Origin of the sequence: Streptomyces sp. NPDC102279 (assembly GCF_044766365.1) — a bacterium.
Lineage (GTDB): Bacteria > Actinomycetota > Actinomycetes > Streptomycetales > Streptomycetaceae > Streptomyces.
Window position 1 is genome coordinate 16,072 of the sequence record NZ_JBIWLU010000022.1, and the last position, 17,213, is coordinate 33,284.

The following is a 17,213-nucleotide window of genomic DNA, read 5'->3' on the forward strand; positions in this document are numbered from 1 at the left end:
TGCGGCCAGGGCGTCCAGGAAGGCGTTGGCGGCGGCGTAGTTGGCCTGGCCGGCGGTGCCCAGGGTGCCGGCGAGGGCGGAGAAGTGGATGAACGCCGACAGGGGGCGGTCCTGGGTCAGTTCGTGCAGGTTCAGTGCGCCGGCGGCCTTGGCGTCCAGTACGTGGTCCAGGTGCTGGGGGGTCAGGGACTCGACGGTGGCGTCGGCCAGCGCGCCGGCCGCGTGGACGACCGCGGTCAGCGGATGGCGGCCGGGCAGGTCGGTGAGCAGGCCGGCCACGGCGGTGCGGTCGGTGATGTCCAGGGCGACGACATGGACGTCGGCGCCCGCGGCCCGGAGGCCGGCGACCAGGTCGGCGCTGCCGTCGGCGGCGCTGCCGCGGCGGCTCGCCAGGACCAGGCTGCGCACCCCGTGTTCGGCGACGAGGTGGCGGGCCATCAGGGAGCCCACTCCCCCGGTGCCGCCGGTGACCAGGACGGTGCCGCCGCCGAAGCCGCCGCCGACGTCGAGGACCAGCTTGCCGGTGTGGCGGCCCTGGCTCATCTCACGGAAGGCCGCCCGGGCGTCGCGGATGTCGCGCACCGAGACCGGGTTGAGGTGGAGGTGGCCGTCGGTGAAGAGGTCCATGACGGAGCGGAACATGGCGTGGAGCGCGTCGGGGCCGGCCTCGTAGAGGTCGAAGGCCTGGTAGCGGACTCCGGGGTGCTGGGCGGCGACCTGGTGGGGGTCGCGGATGTCGGTCTTGCCCATCTCGGTGAAGTGCCCGCCGTGCGGGAGCAGGGTCAGTGAGGCGTCGACGAAGGCGTGGGCGAGGGAGTTCAGGACGACGTCCACTCCGCGGTCGGCGGAGGTGGTGAGGAACTTGGGTGCGAAGTCGAGGTCGCGGGAGGACGCCAGGTGCTCGTCGTCCAGTCCCAGGGCGCGCAGGGCGGGCCACTTGGCGGGACTCGCGGTCGCGTAGATCTCGGCGCCGATGTGCCGGGCGAGCTGGACGGCGGCCATGCCGACGCCGCCGGCCGCGGCGTGGATGAGGATCCGCTGGCCCCGCTGGAGCGGGTTGACGTGGAAGAGGGCGTGGTAGGCGGTCAGGAAGGTGGAGGGGACGGAGGCCGCCTCGGCGTAGCTCCAGGTGTCGGGGATGAGGGTGAGCAGGCGGTGGTCGGCGAGGGCCACGCGGCCGAAGGCGCCGGGGAAGATGCCGGTGACCCGGTCGCCGGGTGCCAGGCGGGTCACGTCGTCGGCGACGTCCAGGACGATGCCGGCGCCTTCGCTGCCCAGGCCCGCGTCGAGGGCGGTGCGGTCCACCAGGCCGAGCGCGAGGGTGATGTCGCGGAAGTTGAGGCCGGCGGCCTGGACGGCGATACGGACCTGTCCGCTCGTCAGGGGTGCCTCCACCTCGGGGCACGGCACCCAGGTCAGGTTCTCCAGCGTTCCCTTGGTGGGGATGCCCAGGCGGTGGGGTCCGGGGGCCGGGGCTTCGATGCGGTGGGCGGCGGGCGTGGCCTGCGCGAGGCGTGGGAGCAGGAGGGTGCCGGCGCGCAGGGCGAGCTGGTCCTCGCCCAGGGCGAGCGCGTCCGGGACGCGGTCCAGGGACGCCTCGTCGTCGTCGATGTCCAGCAGGCGCAACCGGCCGGGGTGTTCGGTCTGGGCGGAGCGGATCAGGCCCCACACGGACGCGCCGCTCAGGGAGGCGGTGCGCTCCCCCCTGCCGGTGTCCTGGGCGAAGCGGGTGAGGACGAGCAGGGTGGTGGCGGTCAGGGTCTCCTCGGCGAGGAAGCGCTGGATCTGCTCCAGCACGTGCCGGTTGGTGTCCCGGACCGCGGTGAGCGGATCGACGGCCCAGGCGGCGGTGATGTCGTCGGGGCACAGCACGAGGGTCGTCGGCGCCGGGCCGGTGAGCGTCTCGTCCAGGCCGGTGTGCAGGACGGTGTTCTCCTGGCCTGCCGTGAGGCGGGCGGCCAGGCCGTTGGCGGTGCCGATGACGGCCCACCGGTCGTGGCGGGCCGGTGGGGTGAGGGGCCGGGCCCCTTGCGGGGTGCCGGGCCGGGCGGGGTGCCACTGCAGTTCGTAGAGGGGCTGGTGCCGGGTGCCGCGGGCGGCGTGGACCTGTTCGGCGCTCGCCGGGCGGAAGGTGAGGGCCCGGATGCGGGCGAGGGGCAGGCCGTGTTCGTCGGCGACCGTTACTGCGACGACGCCTTCGCCGGCCGGGGAGAGACGGACCTTGACGGTGGGGCCGCACACTCCGGTGAGTTCGGCGCCGGACCAGGAGAAGGGCATCCAGCCCTGCTCGCCGGTCACTTCGATGACGCCGCCGGCGACGACCGCGTGCAGGACGGAGTCGAACAGGGCCGGGTGCAGGGCGAAGCCGTCGCCGGCCGAGGTGTCGCCGGAGACGGGCAGGGTGGCCAGGGCGAACAGGTCCTCGCCGTGGCGCCACACCTCGCGCAGTCCGCGGAAGGTCGGCCCGTAGTCGAAGCCCGCGTCGGCGAGGGAGTCGTAGAGACCGTCCACGGGCAGCGGGGTGGCGCCGGGCGGCGGCCACACGGCCGGCAGACCTGCACCGTCGGTTTCCGGGGTCGCGGGGGTGTGCGGGGCCAGGGTTCCCATCGCGTGACGGGTCCAGCCGCCCGCCGCCGCCCCGGTCCCGGCGCCGTCCGGGCGCGCGTACACGTCCAGGGAGCGGCGGCCCGTCTCGTCGGGGGTGCCGGCGACGAGCCGTATCTGGATCTCGCCGGGGTCGGGAAGGATCAGGGGTACTTCCAGGGAGAGTTCCTCGACGGCGGGGCAGCCGAGGTGTTCTCCCACCGACAGGGCCAGGTCCAGGTAGGCGGTGGCCGGGACGACGGCCGCGCCGAACACGCTGTGGTCGGCCAGCCAGGGGTGGGTGCGCAGGGACCACAGGTCGGTGAAGACGCTCTCGCCGGTCGTGGGGTGGTCCATGACGGCCCCCAGCAGGGGGTGTCGGGGGGCGGCCAGGCCGGCGGAGGCGATGTCGGCGCTCTGGGTGCCGGCCTGGAAGTCCAGCCAGTAACGCTGGTGCTGGAAGGCGTAGGTGGGCAGGTCGACGGTGCGGCGGGTGCCGGACAGGGCGCCGAGGTCGGCCGGGCTGCCGTGCACGTGCAGCTGGGCGAGCAGGGTGATGAGGGCCTGGGGTCCGCCGCGGTCGCGGCGGGCGGCGGACAGTACCAGCGCGTCGTCGATGCCCTGGTGGGCGAAGGCCTCCTGGGTCATGCCGGTGAGGGTGGCTCCCGGGCCCACCTCGACGAAGACGCGTGCGCCGGCCGCGCGGGCGCTCTGGAGCGCGTCGTGGAAGCGGACGGGTGCGCGGACGTGGTCCACCCAGTGGGTGACGGATGCCAGTTCCTCGCCGGTGGCCTCGCGGCCCAGCCTGGTCGAGACGACGGGGATCGCCGTCTCGCCGGGGGTGAGTCCCGCGATGGCCTGCCCGAATTCGGTGAGGACGGGGTCCATGAGCGGGGAGTGGAAGGCGTGCTCGACGGGGAGGAGTTTCGCCGAGGTGCCGGCGGCGACGAGCTGGTCGCGCAGGGCGTGGACCTCCTCGCGCAGGCCCGAGACCACCACCGACTCCGGGCCGTTGACGGCGGCGATGCCGGTCCGCGCGTAGGGGGTGAGCAGGGGGATGGTGCGGGCTTCGGCGGCGCGGACGGCGAGCATGGCGCCGCGTTCGCTCACCGTCTGCATGATCCGTCCGCGGGCGGCCACCAGCCGGGCCGCGTCGGCCAGGGTGAGGGCGCCGGACACGTGCGCGGCGGCGATCTCGCCGACCGAGTGGCCGATCAGGCGGTCCGGGGCCGGGAGATGGGCGGTCAGGAGCCGGTAGAGGCTGACCTGCAGGGCGAACAGGGCCGGCTGCGCGATGTCGGTCCGCTCGCGGCCGGCGGGCTCCTCGGCGAGCAGGACGGACCTCAGGTCGATCGGGAGGTGGGCGTCGAAGTGTGCGCAGACCTCGTCGAGGCTGCGGGCGAAGACGGGGAAGGCGTCGTACAACTGCCGTGCCGCGCCGGCCCAGGGGGAACCCTGGCCGGGGAACATGAAGACGGTGCCGCCGAGTTCACCGGCGACGCCCCGCACCACGGCGGCGGACTCCTCGCCCTGGCTCAACGACGTGAGGGCGTTCAGGAGTTCGTCGCGGGTGCGGCCCAGGACGACCGCGCGGTGCTCGAAGCGTGCGCGGCTCGACGCCAGCGACCAGCCGACGTCGGCGAGGTCCGGGTGCGGGCCGGTGGCGGCGAAGTCGCGCAGTCTGCCGGCCTGGGCGCGCAGCGCCTGCTCCGAGCGGGCCGACACCGTCCACGCCACCAAGTCGCCCGTGAAAGTGGGCTGTTGGGTGTTCGCGTCGGGGTTCGTCCCATCGTTGTCGCTGGGGGTGTCCTGCGCGGCGGGCGCGGGCTGTTCTTCGGGGGCCTGTTCGAGGATGAGGTGGGCGTTGGTGCCGCTCGCGCCGAAGCTGGACACCCCGGCCCGGCGGGGCCGCTGCGGTGTACTGGTCCAGTCGCGGGCCTCGGTGAGCAGCTGTACCGCTCCGGCCGTCCAGTCGACGTGGCGGGAGGGCTGGTCGACGTGCAGGGTGCGGGGCAGCACCCCGTGCCGCATCGCCATGATCATCTTGATGATGCCGCCCACCCCGGCCGCCGCCTGGGTGTGGCCGATGTTCGACTTCAGGGAACCCAGCCACAGCGGGCTGTCCTGCTCCCTGTCCTGGCCGTAGGTGGCCAGGACCGCCTGTGCCTCGATGGGGTCGCCCAGGGTGGTGCCGGTGCCGTGGGCCTCCACCACGTCCACGTCGCTCGCCTGCACCCGGGCGTTGGCCAGGGCCGCGCGGATGACGCGCTGCTGGGCCGGCCCGCTCGGTGCGGTCAGTCCGTTGGAGGCGCCGTCCTGGTTGATCGCGGAGCCGCGGATCACCGCCCAGACACGGCGGCCGTTGCGGCGCGCGTCGGAGAGCCTCTCCAGGACGAGCATGCCGACACCCTCGGAGAAGCCGGTGCCGTCCGCGGCGTCCGCGAACGCCTTGCACCGGCCGTCCTGCGACAGGCCCCGCTGGCGTGACATCTCCCGGAACACCTGCGGCATCGCCATCACGGTGACGCCTCCGGCCAGCGCGAGGCCGCATTCGTCCTGCCGCAGCGACTGCACCGCCTGGTGCACCGCCACCAGCGAGGAGGAACAGGCGGTGTCCGTCGAGACGGCAGGGCCCTGAAGGCCCAGCGCGTAGGACACCCGGCCCGAGGCCACGCTCAGCAGGGAGCCGGTCTGCGCGTAGCCGGCGATGGTCTCGGGGGTGGAGAAGTGGTTGCCGTATCCGAAGTAGGCGAGCCCGGCGAACACGCCGGTGCTGCTGCCGTTCAGGGTCTGCGGGTCGATGCCGGCGCGTTCCAGGGACTCCCAGGAGGTCTCCAGCAGGAGCCGGTGCTGCGGGTCGGCGGCCAGCGCCTCGCGCGGGTTGATCTCGAAGAACTCGGCGTCGAAGTCCCCGGCGTCGTAGAGGAATCCGCCCGAGCGGGTGGAGGAGGTGCCGGCCCGGTCCGGGTCCGGGTCGGCGAGGCCCTGAAGGTCCCAGTTGCGGTCCTCGGGGAAGGCGGACACGACGTCCGCGCCCTGGCGCACCAGGTCCCACAGGGCCTCCGGGGAGGTCGCGCCGCCCGGGAAGCGGCAGGCGACGCCGATGACCGCGATGGGTTCGGCGGCCGCCTCCGTCACCTCCTTCAGCCGCTTGCGGGTCTCGATCAGTTCGATCGATGTCCGCTTGAGGTAGTCGAGGACATCGGCGTTGCTGTCGTTGGTCATCGCTCTCCCCTAGCCGAGCTCTTTGTCCAGCAGGGCGAGAAGGTCTCCCGCCGAGGCCGAACTGATCTGGTCGGCGATGCCGACCGGTGATCCGGCGCCCGCCAGTGAACGGACTCGGCCCTGGAGCTCGCCGAGCAGAGTGGAAATGGTGGTCTGGTCCTGCTGTGCCAGGCGCAGGAACGCGTCCTCCAGCCGGGCACCCAACTCCTCGATCTCCTGGGCCAGATGACCGGCCGCCGACCCGGGTCCGGCGGCGGGTTCGGGGCTGATGCTCCCGGCCAGGAACTGGGCGAGGGCGCCCGGGTTGGGATGGTCGAACACGAGCGTGGCGGGCAGCTTCAGGCCGGTGACCGCGGAGAGTTTGTTGCGCAGTTCCAGCGCCGTGAGCGAGTCGATCCCCAGTTTGCGGAACGTCGCGGCCGGCCCGATCCTCGCGGTGTCCGGGTGGCCCAGGACGGCCGCGGTCTGCGCCCGGACGGTGTCCAGGAGCAGGGCGTGCGCGTCGGCCGGCGAAAGGGGGGCGAGCTGCTCGGCGAGGGTGGTGCCGGCCGGTTCGGTGCCGGCCTGGCCGGACGGCGCCGCCGGTGTGCCGGTCAGTGCGCGCAGCAGCGGCGAGCCCATGGGTGCGGCGGCCGGTGCGCCGGGGGCGGGGCGGTGCAGGCGGGTGGGCACCAGGACCGGGCGGTCCGCGCGCAGTGCCGCGTCGAAGAGGGCGAGTCCCTCGGCCGTCGACATGGGCTGGATGCCCTGGCGCCGCAGGCGGACGATGTCGGCGTCGGCGAGGTCGGCGCTCATCTCGCTGCGCTGGGCCCAAAAGCCCCAGCACAGTGCGGTGGCGGGCAGTCCGGCGGCCGTGCGGGCTTCGGCGAGGGCGTTGAGGAAGGCGTTGGCGGCCGCGTAGTTGGCCTGTCCGGCCGTGCCCAGCACGCTGGCGACGGAGGAGAACAGGACGAACGCGGACAGGTCCAGGTGCCGGGTCATCTCGTGCAGGTGCCAGGCGCCGTGTGTCTTGGGTGCCAGGACCGCGTCCACGCGGTCCTCGGTCAGGGCCTCGACGACGCCGTCATCGAGAACCCCGGCGCAGTGGATCACCGCGGACAGCGGCTGGTCGGCCGGGAGTGCGGCGATCAGTTCGGCGACCGCGGCGCGGCGGGTGACGTCGCAGGCGACGATCTCCACCTGGGCGCCCGCCGCGGCCAGTTCCTTGCGCAGCTGTGCCGCCCCGGGGGCGTCCGGTCCGCGCCTGCTGGTCAGCAGCAGGCGCGACACGCCCTGACGCCGCACGAGGTGGTGGGCCAGCAGCGCGCCCAGGCCGCTGGTGCCGCCGGTGATCAGTACGGTCCCCGACCCGAGCGCGGGTGTGTCCTGCTCGCTGTCGCGGGGATCGCCGGCGGTGGAGGGGTCGTGTACGGGGGCCAGTTGCGGTGTGGTCGCGGCGCCGGCGCGGATCGTGAGCTGGGCCTCTCCGGTGGCGGCGGCCGCCGGGATCAGGGCGTGGGAGGCGGGCAGGCCGTCGGTGTCGACGAGGGTGAAGCGGCCCGGGTTCTCGGTCTGCGCGGTGCGCAGGAATCCCCAGACCGCGGCGGCCACCGGGTCGGCGGGGGCGCCGGGGCCGTCGCCGAACGCGCCGCGGGTCACCACGACCAGGCGGGAGGCGGAGAACCGGTCGTCGGCGAGCCAGTCCTTGGCCCGGCCGAGGACGCGGTGCAGGGCCCGCTCGGTGGCGGCCGGAACCTCCGCGTCGCTGCCGGTGTGGGTCTCCGGGTGGTCGAGGGCGGTGATGACGAGCGGGGGTATCTCCCGTCCGGAGGCGGCGAGTTGGGCTGGCGAGGCGAACACGGTGTCGCCCCGTGCGGGAGGGGCGGCGGGCGGGCTGCCCAGGGCGGCGAGGACCGCGTAGGGGCCGGTGGTGGCCGGGACGGGCAGGGGCGTCCAGTCGATCCGGAAGAGGGCGTCGCGGGTGTCGAAGCCCAGCGCGGTCAGTTGTCCCGCGTCCGCCGGGGCCAGGGTCAGGGCGGCGATGGAGGCGACGGGTGTTCCGTGCTGGTCCGCGATGCTCACCGACAGCGTGTCCGGCCCCGCGGGGGCCAGGCGCACGCGCAGCGGGCCGGGGCGGGCGGCGCTGACGCGCAGGCCCGTCAGGCGCAGCGGCAGCCAGCCCTCGGGGCGGGTGGTGTCGACGAACTCGCCCAGGCCGACGGGCAGGAGCGCCGCGTGGAGCAGGGCGGGGTGGATCCGGAAACCGGTCAGGCCGGCGCCGTCGGGGGCGGGTTCGACCTCGGCGAACAGGGTCTCGCCCCGGCGCCACACCTTGGTCAGGCCGCGCAGCAGGGGTCCGTGGTGGATGCCGAGGGCGGCGAGGCGGGTGTACTCGTCCTCGAAGGGGACGGGGTCGGCGCCTGCGGGCGGCCACACGGCCAGGCTCTCCGGCACAGGACCGGCCGAGGCGCCGGGGGCCGCCGAGGTGTCGGGAGTGGCGGGGGTGGCGGTGCCCACCGCGTTGCGGGTCCAGCGGGTCTCGCCGTCGGCGCGGGAGTGCACGCTCAGGACGCGGTCCGCGTCGATGACGACGCGCAGGTCGCGCTCGGCGGTGCGGGAGAGCACCAGGGGTGTCTCCAGGGTGAGTTCGCCGACGGCGGGGCAGCCGGCCTTGTCCGCCGCCCACGCCGCCAGTTCGGCCAGCACGGTCGCCGGGACCAGGACGGCGCCGTGCACGGTGTGGTCGGCGAGCCAGGGGTGGCGCTCCAGCGACAGGCGTCCGCGGGCCACCACCCCGCCCTGCCCGGTGTCGGCGGGCAGGTCGATCACGGCGTCGAGGAGGGGGTGGTCGGAGGTGCTGAGGGTGGTGGACTCGCCGGGGGTGTCCAGCCAGTAGCGGCGGCGCTGGAAGGCGTAGGTGGGCAGTTCGGCCCCCGGACCGTCCTGGCCGTCCTGGCCGGGGAAGGCGGCCTGCCAGGCCACCGGGGTGCCGGCGACGAAGGCTTCGGCGGCCGACCGGTACAGGCGGGCGAGTCCGCCCTCGCCGCGGCGCAGTGAGCCGACCGCGAAGCCGGTGGCGCCGGGGGTGGTGTCGAGGATCTCCTGGATGTTCATCGTGAGCAGCGGGTGCGGGCTGAGCTCGATGACGGTGCCGGTGGGCTGTTCGGCGGCCAGGCGCCGCATGGCGGCGTGGAAGCGGACGGGTTCGCGCAGGTTGCGGAACCAGTAGGCGCTGTCCAGGGCGGCGGGGTCGATCAGGTCGCCGGTCACCGTGGAGTAGATCGGCACCGTGGTCGGGTGGGGCGTGATGCGGCCCAGGCCGTCGAGGAGCGCGTCGTGGAACTGGTCCATGAGCCGGGAGTGGCCGGGAACGCTGGACTTGACCAGGCGGGCGCGGGCGCCCTGGGCCTCGCAGGCGGCGACCAGTTCCCGTACCGCGGTGCTCTGGCCGGAGACGGTCGTGGAGTTGGGTCCGTTGACCGCGGCGATGCCGACCCGGCCGGTCCACGGCTCCAGCAGTTCCTCCACCCGCTGTTCGGGCAGCAGGATCGCGGCCATGCTGCCCTGTCCGGCGGCGGTGGCCAGCAGCCGGGAGCGCAGGGCGACGATCCTGGCGGCGTCGTCCAGGGTCAGGGCGCCGGCGATGTGGGCGGCGGCGATCTCGCCCTGGGAGTGGCCGATGACCGCGTCGGGTGTCACACCCAGCGAGCGCCACACCTGGGCCAGCGCCACCATCACGGCGAACAGGGCCGGCTGGACGACGTCGATGTCGTCCAGGTCGGCGGCGTCCGGGCCGCCGCACACGGTGTCGATCAGCGGCCAGTCGACATACGGCTCCAGGGCTTTGGCGCAGGCACGCAGCGCCTGGGCGAAGACCGGGGAGGTCTCCCACAGTTCCCGGCCCATCGCGACCCACTGGGCGCCCTGTCCGGGCAGCACGAAGACGGTGCGGCCGGCCGGTGTCGCGACGCCCGACACCAGGGCGGCGGGGCTGTTCTCCTCGCCGGCGGCGACGGCGGCCAGGGCGGCCAGGAGGTCCTGGCGGCCGGTGCCGATCACCACCTGGCGGTGGTCGAAGAGGGAGCGGGTGCTCACCAGGGCGTGTCCGAGGGCGTCGAGCGGCAGACCGGGGGCGGCGGCGACGGCATCGTGCAGCAGCCGGGCCTGGCCGCGCAGGGCCTCCGGGGACTTCGCCGACAGCACCCACGGCAGCACACCGCCCGGGGCCGCGGTGGCCGGCGGGGCGGTGGCGGGCGGGGAGGCGGGCGTGCCGGCGGCCGGTACGGCGTCGGGGGCCTGCCCGGCCGCACCCGCGCCGACACCGACACCGTCACTGTGGCCGTGGCCGTCACTGTGGCCGTGGTTGTCATGGGGTTGTCCGGTGTCGTGCGGGGGCTGTTCGAGGATGAGGTGGGCGTTGGTGCCGCTGATGCCGAAGCTGGACACCCCGGCCCGGAGCGGGCGTTCGGGTGTGCCGGTCCACTCGCGCGCCTCGGTGAGGAGCTGGACCGCTCCTGCCGTCCAGTCGACATGGCTGGAGGGGCGGTCGACGTGCAGGGTGCGGGGCAGCACCCCGTGCCGCATCGCCATGACCATCTTGATGATGCCGCCCACCCCGGCCGCCGCCTGGGTGTGACCGATGTTCGACTTCAGCGACCCCAGCCACAGCGGGCGGTCCGCCTCCCGGTCCTGGCCGTAGGTGGCGAGCAGGGCCTCGGCCTCCATCGGATCGCCCAGCCGGGTGCCGGTGCCGTGCGCCTCCACCGCGTCCACCGCGGCGGCGGGCAGCCCGGCGTCGGCCAGGGCGGCGCGGATGACGCGCCGCTGCGCCAGTTCGCTGGGCGCGGTCAGCCCGTTGGAGGCGCCGTCCTGGTTGACCGCGGAGCCGCGGATCACCGCCCAGATACGGCGGCCGTTGCGCAGGGCGTCGGAGAGTTTCTCCAGAACCAGGACGCCCGCGCCCTCGGAGAAGCCGGTGCCGTCCGCGGCGTCCGCGAACGCCTTGCACCGGCCGTCCTCGGACAGGCCCCGCTGACGGGCGAGTTCCACGAACAGGCCCGGCGTGGGCAGCGTGGAGACCCCGCCCGCCAGGGCCAGCGTGCACTCCCCCGACCGCAGGGACCGTACGGCCTGGTGGACGGCGACGAGCGAGGACGAGCAGGCGGTGTCGGTGGACAGGGCCGGGCCCTCCAGCCCCAGGACGTAGGCCACCCGGCCCGAGGCGACGCTGGTGTAGGTGCCGGCGATCGCGAAACCCTCCACGTCGCCGGCCGCCCCGCCGCCCATCCGCGGGCCGTAGTCGACGGCGTACAGGCCGGTGAACACGCCGGTCGACGAGCCGCGCAGGCCGGCCGGGTCGATGCCCGCCCGCTCCAGCGCCTCCCAGGAGGTCTCCAGCATGAGGCGCTGCTGCGGGTCCATGGCCAGCGCCTCGCGCGGGCTGATCCCGAAGAACGGCGCGTCGAAGTCGGCGAGGCCGGGCAGGAATCCGCCGGTGCGGGTGTACGTCTTTCCGTGCGCCTCGGGGTCCGGGTCGTACAGCGCGTCCAGGTCCCAGCCGCGGTCGCGGGGGAAGTCGCCCATCGCGTCCACGCCGTCGGACACGACGTCCCACAGCCCTTCGGGCGAGGTCACCCCGCCCGGGAAGCGACACCCCACACCCACGACCGCGATGGGCTCGCGTGCGGACTCCTCCAGCTCGCGCACCCGCTCACGCAGGTCCTGCGCGTCGCCGACGGCGCGTCGCAAGTAGGACCGGAGCTTGTCGACATCCTCCACCAGGGCCTCCCCCAACAGTTGCCAATACGAACGGTGTTGCTACACGTATCCGCGCTCGATCAACGCGTACAGATCGTCGTCACTGCCGCTCTGCGGCCCGCCCGGCACGTCCTTGGCCTGCCGCGCCTCCTCGGCCGCCGGCGGCTGCGCGTCCGGCCGCGGGGCGGCGGGCGTCTGCGGTTCCAGGAGGGAGAAGAGGTGGCGGGCGAGCGTGTGCGCGGTGGGGTAGGTGAAGGCGACGGTGGCCGGCAGGCGCAGGCCCACCGCCGCGGCGAGCCGGCTGCGCAGCCCCACCGCCATCGCGGAGTCGAAGCCCAGGGCCTTGAAGGTGTCCTCGGCCCGTCGCGCGATGTCGGCGCCCGTGATCCCCGTGTCCTTGACGCCCAGCAGTGCCGCCGTCTCGGCGCACACCAGGGCCAGTACCGCTGCCTGCGAGGTGAGGTCCGCGGTCCTGGTGTCCGGGCCGGGTGCGGTGGCCGCCGGGGTGTCGGGGCCGTCCGGGCCGTCGGGGGCTGTCAGCCAGTACCGGCGGCGCTGGAAGGGGTAGGTGGGCAGGGCGAGGGTGCGCGGACGGTGGCCGGCGAACGCGGTCCTCCAGTTCACCGGCACACCGCGCACGTGCAGTTCGGCCAGTGAGGCCAGCACCTTGCCGACGCTGCCGTCGCGCCGGTGCAGAGTGCTTGCCAGCAGGGGCGGGGCGGCCAGCGTGTCCGCGGCCTCCTCCATCGCCACCTGGAGTACGGGGTGCGGGCTGACCTCGACGAACACCCCGCCGCGTTCGCGCATCAGGGTGTCGACGACGTCGCCGAAGCGGACCTGCGAGCGCAGGTTGTCGTACCAGTAGGAGCCGTCCAGGGTGCGGGTGTCCAGGGCTGTTCCGGTGACCGTGGAGTGGAAGGTGACCGCCGCTTCGCGCGGTGCGATGCCCGCGGTGTCCGCCAGGAGCCGTTCCCGGATGCGTTCGACGTGGTGGGAGTGGGAGGCGTAGTCGACCTTGACCCGCCGTACCCGGACCCCGTCGGCGGCGGCCGCGGTCGCGAACTCCTCGAGCGCCTCGTCGTCCCCGGAGATAACCACGGACGCGGGCCCGTTGACGGCGGCCGTCGACAGCCGCCCCGGCCACTGCTGCAGCCGCTCCTGGACCCAGGCTCGGGGTGCGGCGACCGCGCTCATCCCGCCGAGTCCGGCCAGTGCTTTCAGCGCCTGGCTGCGCAGGGCGACGATGCGTGCCGCGTCGTCCAGCGTGAGGGCGCCCGAGACGCAGGCGGCGGCGATCTCGCCCTGCGAGTGCCCCACCACGGCGTCGGGGACCACGCCCAGGGAGCGCCACAGTTCGGCCAGCGACACCATCATCGCGAACAGGGCCGGCTGGACGACGTCCACCCGCTCCAGCGAGGCGGCCGACGGCGCGCCGGTCACGACGTCCACCAGCGACCAGTCCACGAAGGGTTCGAGGGCGCGGGCGCACGCGTCGATCGAGCGGGCGAAGGCCTGCGACTGCGTGTAGAGCTGTCCGCCCATGCCGGGCCACTGGGATCCCTGGCCGGGGAAGACGAAGACGACCGGGCCGGTGGCGCCGGTGGCCGTGCCGCGGACCGTGCGGGCCCCGTCGGTGCCCGCGGCGAGCAGGGCGAGGCCCTCCAGTGCTTCCTGGCGGCCCTCGCCCAGGACCACGGCGCGGTGCTCGAACAGCGACCGGGTGCAGAGCAGGGAGTGGCCCACGTCGGCGGCGCTCAGCGAGGGGTCGGCGCTCACGTGGTCGCGCAGGCGGGCCGCCTGTTCGGCGAGGGCCTGGTGCGTGCGGGCGGACAGCAGCCACGGGATGGTCCCGAAGCCGCCGGCCGGGGTCGTGTCCCCTTCGCCGGAGGGGAGTTGGGGCGTGGGGGCGGGGGCCTGTTCGAGGATGACGTGGGCGTTGGTGCCGCCCATGCCGAACGCGGACACTCCGGCGCGGCGCGGCCGGCCGGGTGTGCCCGGCCAGGGCCGCGGGGCGGACAGGACCTCGAAGTCGTCGTGGAAGTCGGGGATGGCGGGGTTGGGGGTGCGGAAGTTGAGGCTGGCCACCAGGTGGCCGCGCTCGACGCACAGTGCCGTCTTGACGAGGCCGGTGATGCCCGCGGCCGGCTCCAGGTGTCCGACGTTGGTCTTCACCGAGCCGATGACCAGGGGGCGGCTGCGGCCGCTCTGTTCGGACACCGTGCGCAGGCCGGCGATCTCGGCGGGGTCGCCGAGCCGGGTGCCGGTGCCGTGGGCCTCGACGTAGTCCACGCTGTCGAAGGCGATGTCCGCGCGGCGCAGGGCGGCGCGGATGGCGGCGGCCTGTCCTTCGGGGCTGGGGTCGGGCATCCGGGTGGAGGCTCCGCCGCTGCTCACGCCCCAGCCGCGGATGACGGCGTGGACGGGGTCGTCGTCGGCTTCGGCGAGGTCGAGGCGTTTGAGGACGACGAACGCGCCGCCCTCGCCGCGGGCGAAGCCGCTGGCCCGTTCGTCGAAGGTGAAGCAGCGGCCGTCGGGTGACAGGGCGCCCAGGTTCGCCAGGCCGAGTCCTGCCTGCGGGTCGACGATCAGGTGCACGCCGCCGGCGATCGCCATGTCGACGGCGCCGCCGGCGATCCGGTCGCACGCGAGGGCCAGCGACACCAGGGAGGAGGACTGGCCGGAGTCCGCGCAAAAGCTCATGCCGCGTACGTCGAACAGGCCGGAGATCCGGTTGGCGATCAGTGCGCCGCTGGAGCCGAGCGCGGCGTAGTGGTCGTCGCTGTCGGCGCCGGACAGGGTGCGCAGCAGTTCGTAGCCGGAGGGTGCGGTGCCGACGACGACGTCGATGTCGCGGCCGGCGAGCGTGGCCGCCGGGATGCGGGCGTCCTCGACGGCCTCCCAGGCCAGTTCGAGTCCCAGGCGCTGGGCGGGGTCCATGGCGGCGGCCTCGGCGGCGCCGGTGGTGAAGAAGTCGGTGTCGAAGCCGTCGACGGCGTCGAAGAACGAGCCCGTGGTGAGGGTGTCGGCGTCCGGGTGGCCGGCAGGGAACGGGCGGGCGTCGGCCGCCCGCTGCGCGGGGAATGTTCCCAGGGTCGACTCGCCCTCGGTCAGCAGGCGCCAGAAGGCGTCCAGGCCGTCGACGCCGGGGAAGCGGCACGACATCCCGATGACGGCGATACCAGTGGCTGCGCCACTCATTGCGAATCCCTTCCGGTTGCCTGGGCACACGGGAGCGCCGGGCCGCGGCGCGCTCATCGCCCGCGGGCGAGCGTGGTGAGCAGTTCCTGCGGCGCGTCCATGAAGTCGTAGTGGCCGCCCTCAAGGACCCGGATCTCGACGGAGTCGGCGTAACTGCGCCAGCCCTGGAGTTCTTCGAGGCTGACGTCGTCGTCCTCGCGCCAGTGCAGGACGACGACGGGGCAGTCGACGCGGGCGGGTTCGGTGCGCCGGTAGGCGCCGGCGGCTGCGTGGTCGCGCAGCAGGACGAACATGCCCATGTCGATCATGTCGGGGCGGGGTTCGATGCCCCGGCCGCGCAGGAACGTCTCCAGTTCGGTGCGCAGTTCGTCCTCGGTCAGGGAGAGCATGCGGTCGCGGGCGGCCTCGTGCGGGGCTCTTTGGCCCGACACGTACAGGCACTGCGGGGTGGGCAGGCCGAGTTCGGCGAGCAGCAGGACGGTCTCGTAGGCGGGCAGGGCGCCCGCGCAGTGTCCGAAGAAGGCGAACGGGGTGTCCAGCAGGGGGGTGAGGGGTTCGACGAGGGAGGCGGCGAGCTGTTCGTAGGTGCCGTAGTGGGGGTGGGCCAGGCGGTTCTCGCGGCCGGGGAACTGCACGGGGCAGACCTCGGTGCCGTCGATGGTGGCCGGCCAGGCGCTGAAGGCGGAGGCTCCGGAGCCGGAGAAGGGGAAGCAGAACAGGCGGGTGGCCGGCCCGCCGGGTACGGGGAGTGCGGGGGGCCGCACGAACCACGGCGAGGGGGCGGTGGCGGGGGCGGCGGTCATGGGGTGGGCCGTTTCTGGGCGGCGATGGGCAGGTGGGTCATGCCGGCGATGAAGTAGGAGCGCAGGTGCTCCGGTTCGCCTGCGAGGTCGAGGGAGGCGAACCGTTGGAGGAGTTCCTCGAAGAAGACGCGCAGGGTCAGGCGGGCCAGCGGTGCGCCGATGCAGAAGTGCGGGCCGAAGCCGAAGGCGACCTGCCGTTTGGCGTTGGGGCGGGTGATGTCGAAGGTGTGCGGGTCGGGGAACTGGGAGGCGTCCCGGTTGGCCGATCCGATCCAGGCGACGACCGCGCCGCCTGCGGGGATGACGCCGCCCGCGATGGGCACGTCGGTGACGGCGTAGCGCATGAAGTTGCAGGCGGCCGAGGTCCAGCGCAGCCCTTCCTCGACCAGGTTGGGGATCATGGTCGGGTCGGCCTGGGCCTTGTCGAACTGTTCGGGGTGTTCGATGAGTGCCTGCACGGTGCCCGAGACGGTGTGCGGGGTCGTCACGTTGGCGCCCAGCAGGATGCTGTAGCCGTCGAGGGCGATCTCCTCGTCGCTCAGCGGTGCTCCGCCGGGGCGGACGCTCATCAGGTGGTGGAGGAGGCTGTCGTCCTGCTCTCCCGAGGCCCGGCGGCGTTTGACCCAGTCGGTGACGTAGGTGACGAGTTCGTGGTGGGCGATGGCCAGGGTGGCGGCTTCGCTGCCCAGCTGGAAGTGCGGGTCCGAAGGTGCGGTGACCATCGCGGTCAGCTGGACGAGTTCGGCCCAGTCCTTGTCCGGGATGCCCAGCAGCGGGCCGGTGACGATCGCGGGGAGGAGCAGGGCGCGCTCGGCGAGGTCGAACACCTCGCCGTCCAGGGCCGGTTCGAGGAAGCGGACCACCGTGCGGCGGATGGAGTCCTCCCAGGACCGGACGGCGCGGGCGGTGAGCTTGGATCCCAGCGGCCTGCGGACCTCGGTGTGGCGGGGCGGGTCGGTGGAGGTCAGCAGCACGCCGGCGGCCACGTCGTCCTGCCCGAGGTGGGTGGGCACGGTGCCGCGTTCCGAGGTGAACTCGCGGTGGTCGCCCAGGACGCGGCACACGTCCTCGTAGCGGGTGAGGGACCAGAACTCCCGTCCATCGGGCAGGACCTGGTGGTGCAGGGGCGCCTCGGCGCGCATCAGGTCCCAGACGGGGTGCGGGTCGCCCACCGTGTAGAGGTCCAGGTCGAACAGGTCGACGGCATCGAGGTCGATGTCGCGCGCGGGACCCGGCGTCAGTCTCATGTCCGGGCCCTCGCCCGCTCGATCAGTTCGGCGACGCGGGCCGGGGTCTGCGCCAGGTAGAAGTCGCGTACGGACAGCTGGATGCCGTAGTCCTGCGCCACCCGTTCGATGATCTTGATTCCGGTCAGTGAGTTGCCGCCGAGGGCGAAGAAGTCGTCGTCCTGCCCCACCTCGGGGCAGTTGAGGAGTTCCCCCCACAGCGCGGCGAGTTCATCCACCAGCGGCACCGGGCCGCCCGAGGGCGCGTCCTGTCGTCGTGCGATCTCGTCCTGTCCACCTCGCGGGTGGATCACCTGCGGCGCCGATTCCATGGCCAGTGTTTCCTTCCTCCGCCGATCGGGAGTGCCCGCTCGCGTCCTGCGCGGCCCGCCATCTGACGAGCCGTCACTTTCTGCGTGGCCGCGGGGGTCGGGTGTGCTGT

At 74.0% G+C, this 17,213-nt stretch carries 4 protein-coding genes and 2 pseudogenes; all 6 read right to left on the minus strand.

Annotation, left to right across the window (positions count from 1 at the left end; genetic code table 11):
• Window positions 1–6 precede the first annotated feature (6 nt).
• A pseudogene (locus ACIRQH_RS38860) lies at window positions 7–5,808 on the minus strand (SDR family NAD(P)-dependent oxidoreductase); the annotation flags it as partial.
• 9 nt (window positions 5,809–5,817) lie between these two features.
• Window positions 5,818–11,520, minus strand: a pseudogene (locus ACIRQH_RS38865) (SDR family NAD(P)-dependent oxidoreductase); the annotation flags it as partial.
• Window positions 11,521–11,604: 84 nt separating this feature from the next.
• Complete coding sequence (locus ACIRQH_RS38870) at window positions 11,605–14,742, minus strand: type I polyketide synthase (RefSeq protein WP_404230103.1); 3,138 nt, start codon at window positions 14,740–14,742, stop codon at window positions 11,605–11,607.
• 53 nt (window positions 14,743–14,795) lie between these two features.
• Window positions 14,796–15,545, minus strand: coding sequence for a thioesterase II family protein (locus ACIRQH_RS38875; RefSeq protein WP_404230105.1), 750 nt, complete (start codon window positions 15,543–15,545; stop codon window positions 14,796–14,798).
• Window positions 15,542–16,792, minus strand: coding sequence for a cytochrome P450 (locus tag ACIRQH_RS38880; RefSeq protein ID WP_404230108.1), 1,251 nt, complete (start codon window positions 16,790–16,792; stop codon window positions 15,542–15,544). Before ACIRQH_RS38880 ends, ACIRQH_RS38875 begins: the two co-directional genes overlap by 4 nt.
• The gene (locus ACIRQH_RS38885) at window positions 16,789–17,103 is read right to left on the minus strand and encodes a phosphopantetheine-binding protein (protein WP_404230110.1); all 315 of its coding nucleotides are present in this window, start codon (window positions 17,101–17,103) and stop codon (window positions 16,789–16,791) included. The genes ACIRQH_RS38880 and ACIRQH_RS38885 overlap by 4 nt, the downstream gene beginning before the upstream one ends.
• Window positions 17,104–17,213 lie beyond the last annotated feature (110 nt).

Coding starts and splice junctions, on each gene's coding strand:
- ACIRQH_RS38875 (WP_404230105.1), bottom strand. CDS start 15,545: ATGACCGCCGCCCCCGCCACCGCCCCCTCGCCGTGGTTCGTGCGGCCC.
- ACIRQH_RS38885 (WP_404230110.1), bottom strand. CDS start 17,103: ATGGAATCGGCGCCGCAGGTGATCCACCCGCGAGGTGGACAGGACGAG.
- ACIRQH_RS38870 (WP_404230103.1), bottom strand. CDS start 14,742: ATGAGTGGCGCAGCCACTGGTATCGCCGTCATCGGGATGTCGTGCCGC.
- ACIRQH_RS38880 (WP_404230108.1), bottom strand. CDS start 16,792: ATGAGACTGACGCCGGGTCCCGCGCGCGACATCGACCTCGATGCCGTC.